Origin of the sequence: Gordonia sp. GONU (assembly GCF_024733855.1) — a bacterium.
GTDB lineage: Bacteria > Actinomycetota > Actinomycetes > Mycobacteriales > Mycobacteriaceae > Gordonia > Gordonia amicalis.
The window spans coordinates 196,974-217,707 of the sequence record NZ_JANRHB010000003.1; the positions used below are offsets into that span (position 1 = coordinate 196,974).

Here is a 20,734-nt window from a genome sequence, read left to right on the forward strand (position 1 = left end):
GCCCTCATGTGTGACGTGACGTCTAGCGCGAGTCCAGAAAGGTGTACGCCTGCTTGGGCGACCAGTCGCGGCGCACCAGGCCGAAGTTGTGTTCCAGGTTGTTCGGGTCGGTCCCCGCGTCGCGCAGGGAATAGATGAACAGCGGCCCGAGCCACGGCGCATCGTTCTGCGCGCCGATCGCGATTTGGATGCTCTGAGCCTGGATCTCCTCGGACACCGCGTTGGTCCCGCTGCCGGTGGGTGCGCCGAACTCGGTCATCCAGATCTTCTTGTCGCCGTCACCCGCCGCGACCATCACGTCGCGCATGTCCCACATCCGTGCGGCCGTGCTCCACGATGCCGCCGCCGGGTCATTGGGGAGCGCCGGATAGGTGTAGGGGTGCACACTCAGCGCGTCGAGGGATCGGTTGAATCCGCCCTGATAGAGGTTGCGGACGAAGGTCAGCGGTGCGATGTCGCGACCGTTGTCGGTCCCGGGGGCGAGGCCGCCCGAGATCACCGCCGCCTCGGGGACGGCCCGCTTGATGGCGGTGTAGGACGCCGCGAGGAGCTGCCCGTACTCGGTGGTGTTGGACCGGGGCAGCCAGTAGTTGGCGAGGTTGGGCTCGTTCCAGATCTCCCACACCGCGATCGACTGTGAGTAGCGCTGGGCGGCCGCCGCGGCGAAGGAAGCGAACAGATTGGGGTCGGCGGGCCGGTAGTGGGAGTTGCGCGGGAAGTCGAGCGGCCGTGCGGCCCAGAGCGGGGTGTAGGTGGCCAGACCGACCGGGCACATGCCGTGGGCGACGACGGCATTCACCACTCGGTCGATGGGCGCCCAGTTGCGCTGGCCGCGACGGGGTTCGACGACCGACCAGTCCACGTCGATCCGAACCGCCCACATGTCGAGATCCTCGGCGAGCGACAGTTCCCGGTTCAGGTCGGCGTCCGACGCGGCGAGTATCGAGGCTCCGGGCGAGGCCGCCACCTTGTGGCTGCCGCTCGACAACGCGCAGGTGACCGGCGCCGAGTGGGCGTCGCTGTGCACCCACACGATGCCGGCGAGGGTCGCGAGCAGGACGCAGGTGAACGCCAGCACCGACCGGGAGGTCTTCCGTCGGCGGGAGAGGGACTGGTTCATGGGCAGCCTATCTAGGAAGGAGTGCAGCGCGCGCCACCTCTGTGTCGTCGTCACGACGACAACTCGTGCAGCATAAGCGGCAGGGTGACTGATTTGTCGTGTTTGGTGCCGATCCGGTCACGGGCCTGCGCGGTCATTGCTCGCCGGAGGTCCGCATCGTCGAGAACTCGTGTGATGGCCGCGGCCAATGCGGGCGCATCAGATGGTGGCACGAGGATTCCGGCGCCTCCGCGGAGAAACTCGGTCGTGCCGCCGTGATCGGTGCCGATGACCGGCTTACCGTAGGCCATCGCCTCGAGCACCGAGAGCGGACCGGCCTCGGGGGTCACGCTGGCCGACACGACGACATCCCACCGCTCGAGCGCGTCCTCCGGATCGGTGTGACCGAGGAATCGCACGCGACCGGCGAGATCGGGTTGTCCGGCACGCTCGTGCAGGAATGCGACGTGGTCGGCGTCCCCGGGGAAGGACCCGCCGGCGAACTCCAGTTCGACTCCGGGGAGTGAGGCGACGGCCTCGAGCAGGACCGCGTGACCCTTCCACGGGGTGAGCAGCGCGAGGATTCCGACGACGGGCGGGTCGTGGAGTTCGGTCGACAGTGCGGGTACCGGCCACCGGACCCCGTTGTGTGCCACCACCGTGGGCAGGCCCATCGCCGTCAGCGGCGCCGCGGTTGCCTCCGAGACCGCCACCGCACGTCGGAGCGCCGGCGCGCTGAGACGCACCACCGCACGCTGACGCCCGGAGGACAACGTGTCGTGCACCAGCCACGACGCGCGGCCGGGAGGACTCGCGACCCGTGCCGCGGGCAAGGCGAACAGAGAGTTCACGATCGTCGTGGCGTCGTGCCGGGTGATGCGGCGGAGGATGCGTCCGGCGCGAACCCAGTCCACCAGGAGACGCGAGGCCCCGGCCAGACGGCGGAGCCCGCGTTCACCACTCAGCCCGAGCGGTGGGATCGGCACGTGCTGCACACCGTCCGGCAACCGGTCGGGCAGGGGGCCGTCGGGACACACGACGACCACCCGCCGTCCGCGCTCGAGCGCGACGTCGATGAGGTCGAGCATCACCTTCTCCGCCCCCGACACCTGCCCGGTGTGTGCGACGAAGACGAGTGTGCCGGTGGACATCACTGGTTCGGTCATCGCATCACCTTTGCGTGGCGGCCGGCAGGAACGGTGGTCAGCCGTAGCAGGGCGGCCGCGGGCAGGGCGACGACAAGCGCGGCCATGACGGACACGACGGGCCACGGCACCGGGTCGACGGCCCAGACCCCAACGACGCAGACGGCGGCGGTGAGGAGCGCCAACGCGATGAGTGCGCCGAGGGGCAACAACTCGGCGACGGGCAGCGTCCGGGCCACGACGACCCACAGCGCCACGGCGCACACGCCGAATGTGATAACGGTCGTGATCGCCGCGCCGGTGTAGGAGTACCGCGGGATCAGCACCACGTTGAGGGCCACGTTGAGAGCGAGGCCGGCGACCGCGATCCATGGATACCGTCTCGCGGATCCGGTGGCGGCGAGGAGGAAGATCCCCAGTACGACGAAGGCCATGATCGCGGCCCCCAGCACCAGGAACCGCGCGGCGTCGGCGCCGTCGACGAAGCGGCGGCCGTAGAGGAGTTCGATGATCTGTCCGGCGCTCGGCCAGAACGCCGCCACCGTGACGGCGCCGGCCGCGCCGAAAGCGATCGCTGCGGTTCGGCATTGCCGGCGGAGTTCGGCCGGACGGTGCGGCCAGGCCGCCACCAGCAGTGTGCTGATCGGCCCGACGGCAGCGAGGATCAGCGTGTCCATGATGTCGGAGAACTTGTAGCCGATGCTGTAGATGCCCACCGCGTCGAGCGAGTCGAGCAGGCTCAGCAACAGCACGTCGATCTTCTGCAGTGCGATGGTCAGCGCGAACCCGATCGCCAGTGGCAGGGCGTCGGCGAGCATCGGTTTCCACCGTGACCACTCGACGACCCGGGACGGCCGGAGCCCCGACGATCGGCGGGCGATCCCGGCCACCTTCACGACCAGCGCGAAGATCTCGTTGGCGACGGGCGCGAGGACGAACACCAGCAGCCATGGTGCGGCGAACGCCGCCGCGATGGTGATCGCGAGTTGCAGGACCTGGCCGAGGCTCTCGGCGATCGCGGTGAGCAGCAGCCGATGCCGGCTCTGGAAGATGACCGTCAGTGCCTGCCCCGGAGTGGCGAACACGACGACGAGTCCGGCGATCGCGGTCGCCCGGATGACCTCGCCCGGATACTGCAGCACGACGACGTAGAGAACGGCGAGCACGTACCCGACGAGTCCCAGGAGTATCCGCAACGCGATGAAGGCGGACGAGGTCCTGGCGACGTCTTCGGCGTCGTCGGAGATGAGCCGGGCCATCACCGCCCGGCCCACGCCGAGGTCGGTGACGATCGCGGTCAGCCCGAGGAGTGCGAAGACGAACGAGTAGCTGCCCCAGTCCTCCGGGGACAGCGTGCGCGCGATGATGACACTGCCGGTCCAGCCGAGGGCGGCGATCACGATGCGACTCAGCAACATCGCCGCGGTGGCGCGCGTCGCCGCCCGAGCGTCGGATGCCGGATGGGCGGGGGGCGGTGCAAGGACCTGCCGCTCGATCTCGAGGTCGGAGGGCAGCGGCCCGGTGACGTCCGGGCTCACGGCGATGTCCCCGGACGCGGGAGCGGGGCGGGCACGTCGATTCCGGCCGCGCGATACGCCTCGACCGTGCGCCGGGCCGTGGTGTCCCAGCTCAGCGATGCCCCGACACGGGTGCCCGCATCCACCAGTCCGCGGCGGGTCTCCGAGTCCCGGACGAGGGGTTCCAGGGCGCGGACCCAGGCGTCCTCGTCGTGTCGTTCCACGAGCACGGCACCGTCGCCGACGACCTGGGGAAGTGCGCCGACGGCGCTCGCGACGACGGCGCCGCCACATGCCATCGCCTCCACCGGCGGCAGCCCGTAGCCCTCGTAGAACGACGCATATGCGGTCACGGTGGCCGCGGCGTAGAGCCCGGGAAGATCGTCGACGTCGACGTATCCGAGACCGAGCGTGGACGACGGGGCGTCCGGACCGGTGGATCCGGCACCACCCAGAACACACGGGATGCCGAGTCGGTGGGCGGCGGACGCGACCAGCGCCACGTTCTTACGTGGCTCGACGGTGCCGATCTGCAGGACGAAACGTTCGGGCAGTTCGTATTTCGTACGGACCCGCTCGATGTCCGCGGTGCCGGGCGGCCGTGCCCAGGCTGCCGGCGCGAGTTCGGTGACGTACGCATCGCGTCCGCAGACTTCGCGGATGCGTTCGGCGGTGAACTCGGAAACCGCGATCAGGACGTCGGCCCGCCGCAGCGTGGCGCGGACCAGTACGGACTCGCCCGCAGCGCGAAACCGGCTCGACGCCGACGGCATGTCCAGCACCGACAGATCGTGCACCGTGGCCACGGTCGTCGTCGGGCCGGCGACCGGGAGATCGACGTCCAAGCCGTGGAACACCCCGCCGCGTCGCGTGGGCAGTACCCCGTGGACGGCGCGTCGGACGCCGTCGGCCACCGGCCGGCGTAGCGGGGCGACCGACGGGGGCAGCTCTCCGGTGGCGTCGTCCTGGACGACCGCGGCCAGCGGGATGTCACCGAGATGCGCCGGCAGCGCGCTCAGTAGTTCGCGGATGTAGGTCTGGACGCCGCTTCCTCCGGGTCGAAGTGCAAGCGCACCGTACGTGATTCGTGTTGTGCAGTCGCGCATCCCACAGCTCCCAACAGCATCCAGAAGTAGAAGTCGAGCGGAAAGATCTCGAAATAGGTGGCCACCAGACTGGCTGCCATCGCCGCGACGATCGAGGCGCTGACACCCAGGACGAACGCCCCGTCGGGGTCGGGGAGCCGGCGGGCGGACTGCACACACCAGATCACTGCCGTCACGATCATCGCAAGAAAGAGCCACAGCCCGAGCGGTCCGAGCTCCAGCAGGAGCTTCACGTAGTAGTTGTCCGGCTGATAGTTCGACGACATCCCCTGAACGGTTCCGCCTGCACCAGCGGTGACCGTCTGGGTGTCCTCCCCGCGGGCCGCCGACATCGCATCGGCCGCCGACCCGCTGGAACCGAGCCCACGACCCAGTGGGTGCACGCCGATGCTGGAGAAGATCTCGCTCCACCCGGTACCGCGCTGGCTCAGGCTGCTCGACGAGAAGAACACGCTCGTGATCGATGGCGGCAGGAACGGCAGGGACACCAGGGCGAGCGCGGCGATCGCGAGCATCGGCGCGACGAGGCGCCGGAATCGTAACGCCGCGAGCCAGATCACGCCGATGGCGAGGCCGAGAATGGCCGCGCGGACCACCGAGGTCGCCATCGTGATCGCCATGACCGGCCAGCAGGCGAGGAACAACTGATTGCGCCGACGGGTCATGTCGGACAGGGCCACCGCGCCGCCGACCAGCAGGGCCATCGTCACGAACAACCCGAAACCGAACGGCTGGTTGAACGTGCTGAACGTACGGAACAGCGGTCCGCTCGAACGGACCTGTTCGCCGTAGGTGTAGCCGAGTTCGACGAGTTTCGCCGGGCCGATGATCTGCTGCGCGATGCCCACGACGGTGGTGATCACGCCGAGCGCCATGATGATCGACACGAGCCGATCGCGGTCGCGGGCGTCGAACGGTGTCAGCCACAGTGCGAGAACGGCGAACAGATAGAAGAAGGTCACCTTGATGCCGTAGAGCCCGACAGGTCCGTAGACCCACGCCGCGGAGATCAATCCGAAGACCACGAGCCCGGTCGCCGCAGGCCACCACGGCATGTGGAGTGGAGGTCCGGTCCGTGCGGACGGGCGGACACGGCGGTTTGCCGCGCAGATCAGGGTGAGCGCGAGGAGGCCTTCCTTCCAGGCCGCCGCGATCCCCGGCACGGGTGTGACGTCGAGCAGGCCGTCGAGAGGGGTCAGCGCCGCGAGCAGCAGGATTCCTCGCTGGGGCCGTTGATAGATGGCGGCGGTGACAACTCCGCCGGCGACGACGAGACACAGAACGGCGAGCACGACGGGGAGGTGCTGCACGCGCGTCCGCCTTCCTCGCACCCCGTCGGTTGTTACCCCCGGTGAACAATGTTGGCACCTCGGCGCCGGATTGTCCGTGGCAACCCCCAGATAGGGCGTGTCGCCACGGACGACACCGGCGTGTCAGTGGCCGGAGATCCGGCGGCCCCGGCGGGGTCGGGTGCGGTCGGAGCCCGACTCGGTGGTGACCAGGTGAGCGGTCCGCCGTGCGTGTGCCGAGAGGTCCGGGATGCCCTTCACGGGCTGATGCATCGGCAGCAGGATGTAACCCTCCTCCCAGGGGAACCGGCCGTACTCGTCGGGCCAGACGACTTGCAGCGTCGGGTAATCCGGGAACAGCAGATTCGCGAGGACGAGCTCGTCCTTGTCGACCTGTTCGATCAGCCGCACCGACACCGCCACCGTCTGCAGACGGATGTCGGTCTGGGTCGCGACCAGATCGCGCCAGTCCTCGCGGTGGAGCAGGTCGCCGAGCTCGTTCAGGATGTGGTGCGCGGTGAGCGGATCGGCACCGTAGATGGCCAGTTCGGGGATCGAGTGCAGCGAGAGGCCCGCGGTGTAGGAGAACCCGCAGTCGGCCTCGCGGCTGCCGGCCTCGGGGAACCCTTCGCCGACGGAGGTCACCTGCCAGCCGCAGCGGCGGATGGTCTCGAGGGTCGAGCGGATGACGGGATTGGGATGCCACCGGGGCAGACCTCGGATTGCGGCAGCGTGGTCTGACATGGATCGCTCCTTTGTTCGAAGGGTGCGACCATGACACCACGGGGGTCCGACAACTCTGGTCGTCGAAGCCGAGTGCCGGTCGGGCGCGGGCTCAGTCGGCCGGCCTTCCGCGGATGCCGAAGATCGTGAACACCATCGCACCTGCGGCGAACACCGCGAGCAGGACGAGGCCGGTGGTGTAACTATGGGTGGCGGCGTCGTAGGTGGCCCCCATGACCAGTGGCGGGAAGAAGCCGCCGACCCCGCCCGCGGCTCCGACGATCCCGGTCACCGAGCCCACGCGTTCGGCCGGCGCGGCCTGTGCGACCCAGCTGAACACGGACCCCGATCCGAGGCCCATGCAGATCGCCATCAGCACGAAATCGATGCCTGCCGGGATCTCCACCGGGGGTGTGGTGATCATCCAGGCGGCGAGGACCACCGCGCCGCCGCACGAGATCACCGTGATGATCCGCGGTCCGAACCGGTCGGACAGGATGCCGCCGAGCGGTCGGGCGAGCACCGCCGCGATCGCGAAACCCGCGGTTCGGGTGCCGGCCGCCTGCAGGTCGAAGTCGTAGACGTCCTTGAGGTAGGTCGGCAGATAGGTGCTGAACGCGACGAAACCGCCGAACGTCGCGGCATAGAGGAAACCGAGTTGCCAGGTGATGGGTAACTTGGCGGCGGCGGCGAGCTTCGGCACCACGGAGTCGTGGGACGGAACCCAGCGCGGTGAGTCGCGCATGAACATCCAGCAGACCGCCGCGGTCGCCGCCAGCGCCACCGCGATGACGACGTGGGTGGCGACGTATCCGAACCACGACACGAATCGCGGGGTGAAGAACGCCGACAGCGCGGTGCCGCCCATTCCCGCGCCGAACACCCCGGTCGCGAAGCCACGACGTGACTTGTCGTACCAGGCGTTCACGAAGGGAATGCCCACCGCGAACGTCGTACCGGCGACGCCGAGGAGGAACCCGGCGACGAGCAGCAGCGGGTAACTCGCGAGGCGACCGGCCGCCGCCACCAGCAACACGAACGGGATCGTGACGACCAGAAGCACCGTGAACATGAGACGACCACCGAACCGGTCGGTCAGGGCTCCGGTCAGGATCCGGCCCAGCGACCCCACGAGAACGGGGATCGCGACGAGGATCGACTTCTGGCTTGCCGACAGGTCCAGCTGATCGGTGTACACCACTCCGAGGGGGCCGATGAGATTCCATGCCCAGAAGCTGATCGTGAAGGCCAGCGTCGCGAGCGTGAGGTTGATCGACTGCGACCCGGTGGCTGCCCGGGTGGCTGCGGTGTCGGTGGTCATCGATCACGGTCCTTCACTCCGACCGGGGCCCAGCCCGGCCGAGACGGCCGGCTACCCGGTGCCGGTCGACGGTCGCGGCTCCGGTAGACGATGTACGGCCGGAACAGATAGTGCACGGGTGCGGTGAAGATGTGTACCAACCGGGTGAATGGCACCATCGCGAACAGGAGCATCCCGATCAGAATGTGCACGTGAAAGCGCAACGGGGCCTGCACCATCGCCGAGACGTCCGGTTGGAGGACGAAGATCGATCGGAACCACGGGGACACGGTCTCCCGGTAGTTCACGCCGTGCGCGTGCGGGTCCGTCGCGCCGATGATCGTGATGTAGGTGCCCGCGATCAACGCCGTGGTGAGCACGAGATACATCGCCTTGTCGTTGCGGGTGGTGGCCATGAACACCGGGCCGACGGTGCGGCGGCGGTAGACGAGCATGCCCACTCCGACGAGCGTCGCGACCGCGGCCAGCAGCCCGAAGATCGCCGCGCCCCAGTGGTAGGTCGTCTCGCTGACACCGACCGCGTCGGTCCACGACTCCGGGATCAGCAGACCCATCGCATGTCCGATGATGACCACGAGTATCCCGTAGTGGAACAGCGGCGAGGCCACTCGTAACAGGCGGGATTCGTAGAGTTCCGAGGATCTCGTGGTCCAGCCGAATTTGTCATAGCGATATCGCCAGATCGTGCCGCCGATCAGCAGTCCGAGCGTCACGTACGGCAGTACGCCCCAGAGGAAGATGTCCACGCGTCACCTCACGGTCGGGTTCGGGATCGGGGGTCGTGATGACGTCGGATCGATGGGGAGAAGCCGGGGATCGTAGGGTTCCAGTCCCACGGTCTCGGTGGGGACCGGCCGGCATCGTGCCATCGCCGTCTCGCGGTCGGGCGGGGACGGACTGGGCAGGGTGGTACACACCGCGGCCACCGCGCCGGCGTACGGTGAGTCCGCCTCCAGCAACGAGAACTTGATGAGTTCGAGTGCCGCGCGGTGTTTTTCGAGGAGTTCGACGCCCCGTCCGGGATCGGCGCGCGCACTGAACTCGAGGACGATCGGCAGATGGTCGGGTAGCTCGCCGTGGAGGTCGACGAGGAATCCGCTGTCCCGGTAGACCTGTTTGAACTCGCCGAGCGAGGATCCGCGCCGGCGGGTGTCGCCGTCCGACCAATAGGACAGGTACAGCGTGGATCGCTTCGACAGGTCGAACAGATCGATGTAGTTGCGACGCAGGGTTATCGCGTCCTCGCCGGCGAGGTGGTCGACGGTGCGTCCGAGCAACTGCACCGCGGCGTCCCGGCGCTGTTCGTCGAGAGCGGCGCGCATGAGGTCGATGCGCGAGAGCACGTCGTCGTCGGGATAGCTGAGGCACCAGGAGCTGATCTGGTGGATCACCCGGACTCCGGTCGATGTTCTCGCGGCGCGGTCGAACCGGGGGAAGGCCCTCATCCGCGATCGCCCCGTTCATTCTCTCGCCCGTGCTCCGCGCGGTCGGGGAACATCCCCGCGGGAACACCGTTCCCGTCCCAGTTCAGCAGGTTGGTGCGTCCGGCCAGCGTGTGCGAGCCGGCCGCGGTGTCGGTGGTCTGTCGCTGCCGCAGCGCGTGGAAGGTCTCCACCGAGACCGGTGCCGGACGGCCACTCGCCTCACCGAACGCGGACGAGTCGAACATGCCCGGACCCTCGTCGTAGTCGAGCGCACAGGCCATTTCGTCGAGTTTCTCGGCCTGTTCGAGATGTGCGGTCGGGATCACGTACCGCTCATCGTATTTCGCGATGGCCATCAGCCGGTACATCTCGTAGATCTGTTCCTCGGTCATCCCCACCGCCGCGGGGATGGCACCGTCGGGTTCCCGGCCGAGCGTGACATCACGCATGTAGGCACGCATCGCCGCCAGGCGGCGCAACACCGCGTCGACCACCGTGGTGTCACCGGCGGTGAACAGTTCGGCGAGGTACTCGACCGGGATACGCAGCGCCTCGATGGCGCCGAAGAGGGTTCCCGGGCTCTCCGCGTCGTGTCCTTGCTCGGCCAGCAGGTCGACGATCGGGGACAGCGGCGGGACGTACCAGACCATCGGCATGGTGCGATATTCCGGATGCAGCGGAAGTGCGACCCGATACTTCTTGGCCAGCGCGTACACCGGTGAGCGGCGCGCCGCCGCCAGCCAGTCGTCGGGGATCCCGTCGGCCCGAGCCGCCGCGAGGACCTCGGGGTCGTCGGGGTCCAGCATCAGATCGAGTTGGGCCTCGTAGAGATCCTGCTCATCCGGGGTGGACGCGGCCGCGGTGACGGCGTCGGCGTCGTACAGGAAGATCCCGAGGTAGCGCAGGCGTCCGACGCAGGTCTCCGAACACACGGTGGGTTGACCCACCTCGATGCGCGGATAGCACAGGGTGCACTTCTCGGCCTTACCGGACTTGTGGTTGAAATAGATCTTCTTGTACGGACATCCGGTGATGCACTGACGCCAGCCGCGGCACCGGTCCTGGTCCACGAGCACGATCCCGTCCTCGCTGCGCTTGTAGATCGCCCCGGACGGGCACGACGCCATGCACGAAGGATTGAGGCAGTGCTCGCAGATCCGCGGCAGATAGAACATGAAGGTCTGTTCGAACCCGAGTTTGACCGCGTCCTCGCTGTCGCGCCGGAGCTTCTCGACGATGGGGTCGTGCGGCACGTGTTCTGTTGCGCCACCGAGGTTGTCGTCCCAGTTCGCCGACCAGGTCACCTTGGTGTCCTCGCCGGTGAGCAGGGATTTGGGACGCGCGACGGGGAAGTCGTCACCGAGCGGGGCATCGATCAGCGTCTGGTAGTCGTAGGTCCACGGCTCGTAGTAGTCGTTGATCGTGGGCTGCACGGGACTGGCGAACAGGGTCAACAGCTTCTGGAGCCGTCCCCCGGTGCGCAACCGCAACTTCCCGTTGCGGTTGAGTCGCCATCCACCGCGCCAGGTGTCCTGATCCTCATAACGCCGTGGATAACCCTGCCCGGGACGGGTTTCGACGTTGTTGAACCACACGTACTCGGTGCCCGACCGGTTGGTCCAGGCCTGCTTGCAGGTCACCGAGCAGGTGTGGCATCCGATGCACTTGTCGAGATTCATCACCATCCCGACCTGGGCCATGACTCGCATCAGTACGTCACCTCCTGGCTGCGCTTGCGGATCGTCGACACCATGTCGCGTTGATTGCCGGTGGGGCCGAGATAGTTGAAGGCGTAGGACAACTGGGCGTATCCACCGATGAGGTGAGTGGGTTTGACGAGAAGTCGGGTGGGGGAGTTGTGGATTCCGCCGCGGCGCCCGGTCGCCTCCGACTTGGGTACGTCGATGGTGCGCTCCTGCGCGTGATGTACGTAGCAGACGCCCTCGGGCATCCGGTGACTCACGATCGCGCGGCAGACGAACACCCCGTTGGCGTTGACGCATTCGATCCAGTCGTTGTCGGACACCTCGATCGACGCGGCGTCCTGCGGACTCAGCCAGGCGACCGGACCACCACGCGACAGCGACAGCATGAACAGGTTGTCCTGGTACTCGGAGTGGATCGACCACTTGCTGTGCGGCGTCAGGTAACGCACCGTGATCTCGCGCGCGCCGTCGGGACCGAGTCGCGGTTCGCCGAACAGGCGGTGCATGTCCAGTGGGGGTCGGTAGATCGGCAGCGACTCGCCCATGTCGATCATCCAGTCGTGATCGAGGTAGAAGTGCATGCGTCCGGTGAGTGTGTGAAAAGGCTTGAGCCGCTCGATGTTCACGGTGAACGGGGCGTACCGCCGACCGCCGGTCTCGGAGCCGGACCATTCCGGCGAGGTGATCACCGGAACGGGTGCCTTCTGGGTGTCGGCGAACCTGATCCGCTTCTCCTCCGAACCTCGTGCGAGGTCGTCGAGTTGCACACCCACGCGGGTCTGGAGCTGTTCGAAACCGGCCACCGCGAGTGCGCCGTTGGTGGTGCCGGACAGCGTGAGGATCGCCTCGGCGAGCTTCTCGTCGGTGTCGATCGCCGGGCGGCCTTCGCCGGCACCGCTCGGCATGACGCCGTTGGCCTCGGCGAGCGTCCGCGTGTGTTCCTCGAGAGGGTAGGTCACGCTCTTGACGGTGAAGCCCAGAGTGTCGGCCAGCGGTCCGATCGTCGCGAGCTTGTCGGCGATCGCCGTGTAATCACGTTCGACGACACTGAAGTTCGGCATGTTCCGACCAGGTGTGCCACGCACGCCGGTGTCGCGCCAGTCGACGACCCGCCCGTGCGGTTGGGCGGTTTCCCCGGGGGTGTCGTGCTGCATCGGCGCACTCACGAGGTCGTGACGTGTCCCGAGGTGCGTCCGCGCGAGCTCCGACAACTTGCGGGCGAGCCGGTGGAACAGCTCGAAGTCCGACTTCGCCTCCCAGGGGGGAGCGATGGCCGGGGTGAACGCGTGGACGAAGGGGTGCATGTCGGTGGACGAGAGATCGTACTTCTCGTACCAGGTCGCCGCAGGCAGCACGATGTCGGACAACAGCGTCGTGGAGGTCATGCGGAAGTCGGCGGACAGCAGCAGGTCGAGTTTCCCCTCGGGAGGCCGGTCATGCCACCGGATCTCGCTCGGACGCGGTGCCTCGGGATCTTCGGTCCCCAGCACGTTGTGATGTGTGCCGAGCAGAGTCCGCAGGAAGTACTCGTTGCCCTTGGCCGACGAACCGAGCAGGTTCGACCGCCACAGGACGAGAGTTCGCGGCCAGTTCTCCGGCGCGTCGACATCGGAGATGGCGGGTGTCAGGTCGCCGGTGTGCAGACGGTCGGCGACGTAACCGGCCACGTCGTCGGCGTCTCCACGGTCGACCGCTGCGGTGGCCTCGTCGGCGACGTCGAGGGGATTCGCCGAGAACTGCGGGTAGAAGGGCATCCACCCGAGCCGCGCGGACTGTGCGATCGCGTCGGCGGTGTGCTCGTGGTTCATCGAGCCGCGCGCCAGCGGCGAGGCGAGTGACGCGGTGGAATATCCATCGTTGCGCCACTGCCCGGTGTGCATGTACCAGTACGACGTCCCGGTCATCGTCCGAGGCGGACGCGACCAGTCGAGCGCGTTCGCCAGCGACACCCAACCGGTGATCGGACGACACTTCTCCTGCCCGACGTAGTGTGCCCAGCCGCCCCCGTTCCGGCCCATACAGCCGGTGAGGATGAGCAGCGAGAGGATCGCGCGGTAGGTCGCGTCGCCGTGGAACCATTGGCAGATTCCGGCGCCCATGATGATCATCGAGCGGCCCTGCGACTCTTCGGCATTGGCAGCGAATTCGCGGGCGACGCGGATCGCGGCCTCGGCCGGGACGCCGGTGATCTCGGCCTGCCACGCCGGGGTGTATGGCGTGGTCGCGTCGTCGTAGCCGGTGGGCCACTCGCCGGGAAGCCCGTCCCGGGCGACGCCGTACTGCGCGAGCATCAGGTCGAAGACGGTCGTGACGAGGCGGCCGTTGATCCGCCGGGCCGGGACACCGCGGCGGACCACCGAGCCGCTGCCGTCCGGTGCGTCGAAGACCGGGAAGGACACCGAGACGAGCTCCGCGTCGGGACCCAGGAGAGTCAGGGCGGGCCGCACGCCCTCGAGGTCGAGATTCCACCGTCCCACGCCGGACTCGGCGTACCGGAACCCCACCGAACCGTTCGGCACCGCGGGACCGTCGCGGTCCTCGTCCCAGAACACGGTCTTCCAGACGTCCTCGGCGGTGTGACCGGAGCCGACTTCGTCGGCGGTGGGGCTGGAGCCGACTTCGTCGGCGGTGGGCCTGGAGCCGACTTCGTCGGCGGTGGGGCTGGAGCCGACTTCGTCGGCGGTGACGAACTTGCCCGCCACCAGCGTGTCCTGGTCGTCGTGCTCGTCGAGGCGGATGAGGAACGGGAGGTCGGTGTAGGTGCGGACGTAGGAGTCGAAGAAGTCGGTCGTGCGGTCGCGGAAGAACTCGGTCAGGATGACGTGGCCCATGGCCATCGCGAGAGCGGCGTCGGTGCCGGCCTGCGCCGGTAGCCACTCGTCGGCGAACTTGGTGTTGTCGGCGTAATCGGGACTGACGGCGACCACCTTGGTGCCGCGATAGCGAACCTCGGCCATCCAGTGTGCGTCCGGGGTACGGGTGACGGGCACGTTCGATCCCCACATCATCAGGTAGGTCGCGTCCCACCAGTCCCCGGATTCCGGGACGTCGGTCTGGTCGCCGAACACCTGCGGACTCGCCACGGGCAGGTCGGCGTACCAGTCGTAGAACGACGTCATGACGCCGCCGATGAGCTGGATGAAGCGCGTGCCGACGCAGTGGCTCACGATCGACATCGCGGGGATCGGTGAGAATCCCGCACACCGGTCGGGCCCGTAGGTCTTGATGGTGTGGACATGTGCCGCGGCCGCCATCTCGGTGGCTTCGTCCCAGCTCACCCGCACCAGGCCGCCTTTGCCCCGGGCCTGCTGGTAGGAGCGGCGCCGGAGCGGATCGGACACGACATCGGCCCAGGCGAGGACGGGGTCACCGAGCCGGGCTCTCGCCTCGCGGTACATCTCGACGAGAACACCTCGCGCGTACGGGTGCCGAACACGCGTGGGGGAGTAGGTATACCAGGAGAATGCGGCGCCGCGCGGACATCCGCGTGGCTCGTACTCGGGTCGGTCGGGTCCCACCGACGGGTAGTCGGTTTCCTGGGTCTCCCAGGTGATGATCCCGTCCTTGACGTAGACCTTCCACGAGCACGAACCGGTGCAGTTCACCCCGTGCGTGGAACGGACGATCTTGTCGTGGCTCCACCGGTCTCGATAGAAGACGTCGCCGGCGCGCCCACCGTCACGGAATACTGCGCGACGGTCGTCGGTCTCGTCCCAACGGGTGAAGAACTTGCCGATGTTCAGAAGGGCAGTGGCTGCAGTGCCCTGAGTGTCGCCGGACCGGGCCATGCGCGCAACGATACGGATCTGTGTCAGGCGATATCTGCCATTTCCTCGATTCGACGCGAATGCGACAGACAATCTCAAGAATGGTGTGTCGGGAAATCAAATCCGCACACTCGAACAATTGCGGACCCCAGGGCAGGTTGCGCTCATCGATTGCGTAGGTCTGACGTGCTTCGGCGTCGTGGGTCAGTGCGTGGCGACTGTCAGCAGCACCGCGGAATCCTCGCGGGCGGTGAGTCCGTGACGCTCGGGAGGGATCGTGACGAGGTCGCCCTGCCGGCCATCCCAGTTGTGCTCGCCCGTCTTGAGGGAGACGTGGCCCCGGAGGACGTGAAGGGTTGCCTCGGTGGGGCTTTCGTGATCGGACAACGTGGCTCCGGCGACCAGCGCGATAACCGTCTGTCGCAGGTGCCGTGAGGAGTCGCCGTACAGTGTGTGCGCAGCGCGACGGCTCCTGGCCCCATGTGCGGTGGTCAGGAGCTCGTCGACGAGTTCGGGCAGCCGGGTCGAGTGCATGGCTCGACGATGGCATACGGCGCGCACGATGGTTGTGGTTCTGCCGATCGACGCCGATTTGTTGCCGACCGGAACACTGCCGGAGCTTTCGCCGGCATATACATGTGCGGCCTGGTGAATAGTGCGCTGCCCTGGGCGGAACTCGCGCTGAATACGCGATGTCGTCATGGTGCCTGCGGAAACCGGTGACCGCCGGGGATGCCCGCGCCGGCCACGGAGTGGTCGGACGACGATCGTGGCCGCGTCCGTGTGGCGGGTCAGAAACGCAGAGAGCCCCAATCGAGAGAGCCCCAGTCGAGAGAGCCGGATCCCGACTGGCAGCCGGTGACAACCAGTTCCTGCGGGGTCGGCCGCCGGTCAGCGGTCTGGGGGCCCGACTTGATGCGGTAGTAGATGGTTTGGGTGCCCTCCGGCGAGGGTGCCGGTGGCGCGGGATTGGTGACGGTCTTGAGATTGACCGTCGCCGTGCTGACGAAACCGTCCGGTTGGGCACTGCTGTTGTACGGCACACCGCCACCAGCCGGGGGCACGCCGGGCGCGAGTTGGGAAAACAGTTTGGTGCCGTCTTCTCGTTGGACCCAGCGGGCCATGGGCCACGGGATCCCGTTGACGTACCGCCACGGAGCCGTCAGGTCTCCGACGTTCCCGGTGGCATTGATCCAGTCCTGGTTCGCTTCCTGCTTGAACCACCAATCTGGTTGGTAGAAAGTTGAATTCGTGTAGTTGGTGAGTGTGAAGGTGGCGGTGCAGTTCTTGTTGTCGACGGCGGTGATCTCGACTCCCTTGCCTTGTGCGGCGGCGTTGCCCGCGCCGGCGAGTGTTGATGCGGCGACTGTCAGGCTTGCTGCACCGGCTATGAGAGTGGTGGTGATCCTTCGGTTCATCGCGACCTCTCTGGGTCCGACGTCCCGCGCGGTTGGCGAGATCCCGTCCGACGGACCCTCATCCGAGACCCACCGTAAACACATCGCACCAACGCGCGGTGGGCGAATGGACATTTCGGCGAGACTGCTGTCGACGGCGTCGTGTCAGCCGGCAATCACGCGCAGTATGCGGTCGTCGTCATCGGTGGGCTGTCCGCGGCCGTCGGTGTTGCTCGTGCTCACCCAGAGCGAACCGTCGGGTGCCGCGGCCACCGCTCGGATCCGTCCGTAGTCGTCGGTGAGGTGACTCGCCGGTTGACCGGCCGACTCTCCGTCGAGGGACACCTCCCACAGCCTCCGGCCGCGCAACGCGGCGACGTACGCGCGATCACCGACGATCGCGAGGCCGGCCGGCGAGGCCTCCTGCGGGGTCCAGGTGACCTTCGGGGCGATGAACCGAGGATCGTCGGATTCGCCTTCGAACTCGGGCCAGCCATAGTTGCCGCCGCGCCGGATGAGGTTGAGTTCGTCGCGCTTGTTCTGGCCGAACTCGGTTGCCCACAGGCGTCGAATGCCAACCCTTCCACGTTGCGATGGCCGTAGGAGTAGACCTCGTTGCCGAACGGGTTGCCGGGCCATGGGCGACCCTCGGTGTCCACACGTAGGATCTTGCCGTTGAGGGACCGTATGTCTTGTGCGACAGCGGGTTCGGCTGCATCGCCGACCGCGACGAAGAGGCTGCCGTCGGCATCGAAGACGAGCGCACCGCCGTGGTGGTTGTAGGCGGCGTCGAGGCCGCGCAGGAGCGTGCGCGGACCGGTGAGTCGCCGGCCGTCGAAGTCCAGCCGGACGAGCCGGTTGTCGGAGTCGGTGGTGTAGTAGACGAACACCGCGTCCTCGGCGCCCGGGGCGATCGCGATGCCCTGCAGCCCACCCTCGCCGCGAGGCGCGGCGTCGCCGATCTCGCCGACGGTCCGGACCTCGCCCGACCCGGACACCCGCACGATCGTGGCGTCGTCGCGTTGGGTGACCAACGCATCGCCGCCGCGGAGGAATCCCATTGCCCACGGAACGTTCAGTCCCGAGGCGATCACCTCGACGGCTGTCCTCCCCGTGTCCTCGGTGCCTCTCTGCCCGTCGCGCGACGGTGAGGGGCGGACGCCGCCGGCGCCCGAGCAGCCGGAGGTGAGTACGGCGCCGGTGAACCCGAGCAGCCCGGCGGTGAGAAGCTGGCGGCGATCCATACCCTCGATGGTGCCCGATCTCGGTGGCGCTCCCGGGCCCGATTTGGGTCTGGCCAGCAGATTCCCTACACTAGACCGGTTGCCTGTGCACCTCAGGTGCCCGGGACACAACTGAATAGTCTCCGGTGCCGGCGAAAAGCCAAGGGCACCGGCGGCGAGAACCTTCAGAAAACTATCCACTTCGTGGAAGGCCCACCGCAGGTCAGAGGGATTTCCCTCTCATCGGCGCTGTATGGGAACCGCCACGAGAAAGGTTGACGGTCACCCATGACCATGACTGACCCGATCGCAGACTTCTTGACACGTCTGCGCAACGCCAACTCGGCGTACCACGACGAGGTGAAACTCCCGTCGTCGAAGATCAAGGTGAACATCGCCGAGATCCTCAAGCGTGAGGGCTACATCACCGACTACCGCATCGAGGATGCGGAGGTCGGCAAGAGCCTCATCGTCTCCCTGAAGTACGGCCCCAGCCGTGAGCGCTCCATCGCAGGTCTGCGCCGCGTCTCGAAGCCGGGTCTCCGGGTTTATGCAAAGTCCACCAACCTGCCCAAGGTGCTGGGCGGCCTCGGCGTGGCCATCATCTCCACGTCGTCGGGTCTGCTCACCGATCGCCAGGCAGCCAACCAGGGCGTGGGCGGCGAAGTCCTCGCCTACGTCTGGTAGGGGAGGAAACGACATGTCGCGTATCGGTAAGAACCCCATCGAGATCCCCGCGGGCGTCGACGTCACCGTCGACGGACAGCGCGTCTCCGTCAAGGGCCCGAAGGGTGAGCTCTCGCTCACCGTCTCCGAGCCCATCGAGGTCGCCAAGGAGGACAACTCCGTCGTCGTGACCCGCCCCAACGACGAGCGTCGCAGCCGCGCGCTGCACGGCCTGAGCCGTTCGCTGATCAACAACCTGGTCATCGGCGTCACGCAGGGCTACACCACGAAGATGGAGATCTTCGGTGTCGGCTACCGCGTCCAGGCGAAGGGCAAGGACCTCGAGTTCGCCCTCGGTTACAGCCATCCCGTACCGATCGAGGCCCCCGAAGGCATCACCTTCGCCGTGGAGTCCCCGACCAAGTTCTCGGTCTCGGGTATCGACAAGCAGAAAGTCGGCCAGATCTCGGCGAACATCCGCCGCCTGCGTCGTCCGGACCCCTACAAGGGCAAGGGCATTCGCTACGAGGGTGAGCAGATCCGTCGCAAGGTCGGAAAGACGGGTAAGTAAGCCATGAGTGACACAGCTACCAAGACCAGCCGTAAGCCCCTCGGCAAGGACGTGTCGACGCGTCGTCGCACCGCGACCGCCAACCGGCACTTCCGTCTCCGCAAGAAGGTCAGCGGAACCCCGGAGCGTCCGCGTCTCGCCGTCAAGCGCAGCTCGCGCCACATCCACGTGCAGCTCATCGACGACTTGGCCGGCAAGACGCTGGCCGCCGCGTCGTCGATCGAGTCCGACGTGCGTGCGGCCGGCGGCGACAAGTCGGCGCAGGCCCGCAAGGTCGGCGAGCTCATCGCCGCTCGTGCCAAGGCCGCCGGCTTCGACGCCGTCGTGTTCGACCGTGGTGGCAAGGACTACCACGGCCGTATCGCCGCGCTCGCGGATGCCGCCCGTGAGGGAGGCCTGAGCTTCTGATGACCATCTTCACCAGCTACACCCACATGACCGGAGGGAACCTCTGATGCCCGGACGTCAGCGTGACGGCGGAAACGGACCCGCCGGTAACGACAGCAACCAGAACACCGCAGGTGGCGGCAACGACCGTCGCGGCGGTGGCCGCGGAGATCGCCGCGATCGCGGCGGCCGCGACCAGGACCGCAACCAGCTCGAGCGCGTGGTGACCATCAACCGCGTCTCGAAGGTGGTCAAGGGTGGACGTCGTTTCTCGTTCACCGCTCTCGTGGTGGTCGGCGACGGCCAGGGCATGGTCGGCGTCGGCTACGGCAAGGCCAAGGAAGTCCCGGCCGCGATCCAGAAGGGCGTCGAAGAGGCTCGCAAGAACTTCTTCCGCGTGCCGCTGATCGGTGGCACCGTCACCCACCCGGTTCAGGGTGAGGCCGCTGCCGGTGTCGTCATGCTGCGCCCGGCCAGCCCCGGTACCGGTGTGATCGCCGGTGGCGCGGTGCGTGCCGTGCTCGAGTGCGCGGGCGTCCACGACGTCCTCGCCAAGAGCCTCGGCTCCGACAACGCCATCAACGTCGTCCACGCCACCGTCGCCGCTCTCAAGATGCTGCAGCGTCCCGAGGAGGTCGCGGCCCGCCGCGGTCTGCCGATCGAGGACGTCGCTCCGGCCGGTATGCTGCGCGCTCGCGCAGGACAGGGAGTCTGATCATGGCAGAGCTGAAGATCACTCAGGTCAAGGGCACCATCGGTACCAAGAAGAACCAGCGTGACAGCCTGCGGACCCTCGGACTGAAGGGCATCCGCCAGACCGTCACCCGCGAGGACACGCCGATCAACCGCGGCCTCATCAACGCGGTTCGTCACCTCGTGACAGTCGAAGAGGTTTAAGCAATGACCATCAAACTCCATCACCTTCGCCCCGCACCGGGGTCGAAGACCGACAAGACCCGCGTGGGTCGCGGTGAGGGATCCAAGGGTAAGACCGCGGGCCGCGGCACCAAGGGCACCAAGGCGCGCAAGAACGTGCCGGCCGGTTTCGAGGGTGGCCAGATGCCGATCCACATGCGGCTGCCGAAGCTCAAGGGCTTCACCAACCGCAACCGGATCGAGTACCAGGTCGTCAACGTCGGCGACATCGCGCGCCTCTTCCCGCAGGGCGGCACCATCGGCGTCGACGAGCTCGTCGCAGCCGGCGCGGTGCGCAAGAACAAGTTGGTGAAGGTGCTCGGCGACGGCGACCTGTCGGTCAAGGTCGACATCACCGCCGACAAGTTCACCGCCTCCGCCAAGGAGAAGATCGCCGCTGCCGGAGGCAGCGTCACCGAACTCTGACGGAACAGACCCGCGGTCGGGCGGCAGCAGAGCTGCCGCCCGACCGGGGCGT

Annotated in this window: 19 protein-coding genes and 1 pseudogene; 6 read left to right on the forward strand and 14 right to left on the reverse strand. The window is 67.4% G+C overall.

Translation table 11 applies throughout. The annotated features are described in order from the left end of the window. Window positions 1–22 precede the first annotated feature (22 nt). The 14 genes and pseudogenes from NWF34_RS04380 to NWF34_RS04445 all read right to left on the reverse strand — a co-directional run bounded on the left by NWF34_RS04380 (window position 23) and on the right by NWF34_RS04445 (window position 17,738). Window positions 23–1,120, reverse strand: a complete 1,098-nt coding sequence (locus tag NWF34_RS04380) for a cellulase family glycosylhydrolase (protein ID WP_024497722.1) — start codon at window positions 1,118–1,120, stop codon at window positions 23–25. 50 nt (window positions 1,121–1,170) lie between these two features. Next, window positions 1,171–2,265 carry a glycosyltransferase family 4 protein gene (locus NWF34_RS04385; RefSeq protein ID WP_258324289.1) on the reverse strand — a complete coding sequence of 365 codons (1,095 nt, stop codon included), beginning with the start codon at window positions 2,263–2,265 and terminating at the stop codon, window positions 1,171–1,173. Continuing rightward, on the reverse strand, window positions 2,262–3,782 hold the full coding sequence (locus NWF34_RS04390) for a flippase (RefSeq protein ID WP_258324290.1): 1,521 nt from the start codon (window positions 3,780–3,782) through the stop codon (window positions 2,262–2,264). The genes NWF34_RS04385 and NWF34_RS04390 overlap by 4 nt, the downstream gene beginning before the upstream one ends. Next, window positions 3,779–4,744 (reverse strand): glycosyltransferase family 1 protein, encoded by a 966-nt coding sequence (locus NWF34_RS04395; RefSeq protein WP_258324354.1) that lies wholly within the window; start codon window positions 4,742–4,744, stop codon window positions 3,779–3,781. The genes NWF34_RS04390 and NWF34_RS04395 overlap by 4 nt, the downstream gene beginning before the upstream one ends. A gap of 32 nt (window positions 4,745–4,776) precedes the next feature. Then, the gene (locus NWF34_RS04400; protein ID WP_258324291.1) at window positions 4,777–6,177 is read right to left on the reverse strand and encodes an O-antigen ligase family protein; all 1,401 of its coding nucleotides are present in this window, start codon (window positions 6,175–6,177) and stop codon (window positions 4,777–4,779) included. 123 nt (window positions 6,178–6,300) lie between these two features. Beyond that, window positions 6,301–6,900 (reverse strand): DUF4262 domain-containing protein, encoded by a 600-nt coding sequence (locus tag NWF34_RS04405; protein WP_258324292.1) that lies wholly within the window; start codon window positions 6,898–6,900, stop codon window positions 6,301–6,303. A 91-nt stretch (window positions 6,901–6,991) separates the two neighbouring features. Then, a complete protein-coding gene (locus tag NWF34_RS04410; protein WP_006360207.1) occupies window positions 6,992–8,200 on the reverse strand; it encodes a NarK/NasA family nitrate transporter in 1,209 nt (402 codons plus the stop codon). Beyond that, entirely contained in the window at window positions 8,197–8,946 is a 750-nt protein-coding gene (gene narI / locus NWF34_RS04415; RefSeq protein WP_258324293.1) for a respiratory nitrate reductase subunit gamma, read from the reverse strand. The genes NWF34_RS04410 and narI overlap by 4 nt, the downstream gene beginning before the upstream one ends. A gap of 3 nt (window positions 8,947–8,949) precedes the next feature. Then, window positions 8,950–9,645, reverse strand: coding sequence for a nitrate reductase molybdenum cofactor assembly chaperone (narJ, locus tag NWF34_RS04420; protein ID WP_375295621.1), 696 nt, complete (start codon window positions 9,643–9,645; stop codon window positions 8,950–8,952). Beyond that, window positions 9,642–11,333 carry a nitrate reductase subunit beta gene (gene narH / locus NWF34_RS04425; RefSeq protein ID WP_258324295.1) on the reverse strand — a complete coding sequence of 564 codons (1,692 nt, stop codon included), beginning with the start codon at window positions 11,331–11,333 and terminating at the stop codon, window positions 9,642–9,644. Before narH ends, narJ begins: the two co-directional genes overlap by 4 nt. Beyond that, window positions 11,333–15,118, reverse strand: a complete 3,786-nt coding sequence (locus tag NWF34_RS04430) for a nitrate reductase subunit alpha (protein WP_258324296.1) — start codon at window positions 15,116–15,118, stop codon at window positions 11,333–11,335. The genes narH and NWF34_RS04430 overlap by 1 nt, the downstream gene beginning before the upstream one ends. Before the next feature lie 183 nt (window positions 15,119–15,301). Beyond that, a complete protein-coding gene (locus NWF34_RS04435) occupies window positions 15,302–15,631 on the reverse strand; it encodes a cupin domain-containing protein (RefSeq protein ID WP_006360202.1) in 330 nt (109 codons plus the stop codon). A 257-nt stretch (window positions 15,632–15,888) separates the two neighbouring features. Further along, window positions 15,889–16,515 carry a hypothetical protein gene (locus NWF34_RS04440; protein ID WP_258324297.1) on the reverse strand — a complete coding sequence of 209 codons (627 nt, stop codon included), beginning with the start codon at window positions 16,513–16,515 and terminating at the stop codon, window positions 15,889–15,891. Between the two features lie 144 nt (window positions 16,516–16,659). Continuing rightward, window positions 16,660–17,738: pseudogene (locus NWF34_RS04445) on the reverse strand (PQQ-dependent sugar dehydrogenase). A gap of 267 nt (window positions 17,739–18,005) precedes the next feature. Here NWF34_RS04445 and rpsH point away from each other — a divergent pair. Genes rpsH through rplO form a run of 6 tightly spaced genes read left to right on the forward strand, consistent with a single transcriptional unit; the run spans window position 18,006 to window position 20,682 of the window. Beyond that, window positions 18,006–18,404 (forward strand): 30S ribosomal protein S8, encoded by a 399-nt coding sequence (rpsH, locus tag NWF34_RS04450; protein WP_005197628.1) that lies wholly within the window; start codon window positions 18,006–18,008, stop codon window positions 18,402–18,404. 13 nt (window positions 18,405–18,417) lie between these two features. Then, window positions 18,418–18,954 carry a 50S ribosomal protein L6 gene (rplF, locus tag NWF34_RS04455; protein ID WP_006434616.1) on the forward strand — a complete coding sequence of 179 codons (537 nt, stop codon included), beginning with the start codon at window positions 18,418–18,420 and terminating at the stop codon, window positions 18,952–18,954. A gap of 3 nt (window positions 18,955–18,957) precedes the next feature. Next, complete coding sequence (gene rplR, locus NWF34_RS04460; RefSeq protein WP_258324298.1) at window positions 18,958–19,362, forward strand: 50S ribosomal protein L18; 405 nt, start codon at window positions 18,958–18,960, stop codon at window positions 19,360–19,362. Window positions 19,363–19,408: 46 nt separating this feature from the next. Beyond that, window positions 19,409–20,056: a 30S ribosomal protein S5 gene (rpsE, locus tag NWF34_RS04465; RefSeq protein ID WP_006434614.1), complete on the forward strand. Its 648-nt coding sequence runs from the start codon at window positions 19,409–19,411 to the stop codon at window positions 20,054–20,056. A 2-nt stretch (window positions 20,057–20,058) separates the two neighbouring features. Continuing rightward, complete coding sequence (gene rpmD, locus NWF34_RS04470) at window positions 20,059–20,238, forward strand: 50S ribosomal protein L30 (RefSeq protein WP_005197622.1); 180 nt, start codon at window positions 20,059–20,061, stop codon at window positions 20,236–20,238. A 3-nt stretch (window positions 20,239–20,241) separates the two neighbouring features. Beyond that, window positions 20,242–20,682 carry a 50S ribosomal protein L15 gene (rplO, locus tag NWF34_RS04475; RefSeq protein ID WP_004023566.1) on the forward strand — a complete coding sequence of 147 codons (441 nt, stop codon included), beginning with the start codon at window positions 20,242–20,244 and terminating at the stop codon, window positions 20,680–20,682. Window positions 20,683–20,734 lie beyond the last annotated feature (52 nt).

Bases quoted from the DNA above. Each gene is read 5' to 3' on its own strand.
- NWF34_RS04430 (WP_258324296.1), bottom strand. From the start codon at position 15,118: ATGGCCCGGTCCGGCGACACTCAGGGCACTGCAGCCACTGCCCTTCTG.
- narJ (WP_375295621.1), bottom strand. From the start codon at position 9,645: ATGAGGGCCTTCCCCCGGTTCGACCGCGCCGCGAGAACATCGACCGGA.
- narH (WP_258324295.1), bottom strand. From the start codon at position 11,333: ATGCGAGTCATGGCCCAGGTCGGGATGGTGATGAATCTCGACAAGTGC.
- rplR (WP_258324298.1), top strand. From the start codon at position 18,958: ATGAGTGACACAGCTACCAAGACCAGCCGTAAGCCCCTCGGCAAGGAC.
- rplO (WP_004023566.1), top strand. From the start codon at position 20,242: ATGACCATCAAACTCCATCACCTTCGCCCCGCACCGGGGTCGAAGACC.
- NWF34_RS04410 (WP_006360207.1), bottom strand. From the start codon at position 8,200: ATGACCACCGACACCGCAGCCACCCGGGCAGCCACCGGGTCGCAGTCG.
- NWF34_RS04385 (WP_258324289.1), bottom strand. From the start codon at position 2,265: ATGACCGAACCAGTGATGTCCACCGGCACACTCGTCTTCGTCGCACAC.
- NWF34_RS04405 (WP_258324292.1), bottom strand. From the start codon at position 6,900: ATGTCAGACCACGCTGCCGCAATCCGAGGTCTGCCCCGGTGGCATCCC.
- NWF34_RS04440 (WP_258324297.1), bottom strand. From the start codon at position 16,515: ATGAACCGAAGGATCACCACCACTCTCATAGCCGGTGCAGCAAGCCTG.
- rpsH (WP_005197628.1), top strand. From the start codon at position 18,006: ATGACCATGACTGACCCGATCGCAGACTTCTTGACACGTCTGCGCAAC.
- NWF34_RS04435 (WP_006360202.1), bottom strand. From the start codon at position 15,631: ATGCACTCGACCCGGCTGCCCGAACTCGTCGACGAGCTCCTGACCACC.
- rplF (WP_006434616.1), top strand. From the start codon at position 18,418: ATGTCGCGTATCGGTAAGAACCCCATCGAGATCCCCGCGGGCGTCGAC.
- NWF34_RS04380 (WP_024497722.1), bottom strand. From the start codon at position 1,120: ATGAACCAGTCCCTCTCCCGCCGACGGAAGACCTCCCGGTCGGTGCTG.
- rpmD (WP_005197622.1), top strand. From the start codon at position 20,059: ATGGCAGAGCTGAAGATCACTCAGGTCAAGGGCACCATCGGTACCAAG.
- rpsE (WP_006434614.1), top strand. From the start codon at position 19,409: ATGCCCGGACGTCAGCGTGACGGCGGAAACGGACCCGCCGGTAACGAC.